Genomic DNA, 605 nt, shown 5'->3' with positions numbered 1-605 from the left:
GGCAGTAGGTGATGTCCGCGACCCACAGCTGGTCCGGTGCCGTGGCGGTGAACGCCCGCTGCACCAGGTCCGGGCGGGTGTCCGGGCCGCTGCCGGGGATCGTCGTGCGTGGCCCCTTCGCCCGGCTCACGCCCTGCAGGCCAACGGATCTCATCAACCGATGCGTCGTGCAGCGAGCCACCGCATGGCCTTGCCGGCGTAGCTCGGCATGGACCTTCCGGATGCCGTAGACGCCGTAGTTCTCGGCGTGGATCTTCTCGATCAGCGTCGTCGTGGCGGCGTCGCTCACGGACCGCGCCGACGGGGCTCGGGTCTTGGCCGCGTAGTACGTGCTCGGGGCGATCTGCGTGCCTGCCGCCGTCAAGGCTGTGCAGATCGGCTCGACCCCGAACCGGTCGCGGTGCTCGTCGATGTACTCCACGAGCACCCGAGTCGGCACTCTGGCGCTTACTTCAGCTTGCGGTCGAGCTCCGCCGCGGCGAAAAACGCGGACGCCGTCCGCAGGATCTCGTTCGCCCGGCGCAGCTCCTTGACCTCCCGCTCGAGCTCAGCGATCCGCTTCGCCTCCGCGCTCGTCACGCCCGGGCGGTGGCCCTCGTCGACCT

1 protein-coding gene and 1 other annotated feature are annotated in these 605 nt (G+C 70.1%); the gene reads right to left on the bottom strand.

Going from position 1 to position 605, the window contains the following annotated elements; genetic code table 11:
• Positions 1 to 439 (bottom strand): IS3 family transposase (locus ABD297_RS23625; protein WP_344257623.1); only part of this gene is annotated, 439 nt, incomplete at its 3' end.
• Positions 335 to 490 (bottom strand) — a sequence feature (AL1L pseudoknot). Its footprint overlaps the gene before it by 105 nt.
• Between the last annotated feature and the right edge of the window lie 115 nt (positions 491 to 605).

The organism is Terrabacter carboxydivorans (assembly GCF_039532035.1).
Taxonomy (GTDB): Bacteria; Actinomycetota; Actinomycetes; order Actinomycetales; family Dermatophilaceae; genus Terrabacter; species Terrabacter carboxydivorans.
This window is presented reverse-complemented; position numbering and strand designations above follow the sequence as displayed.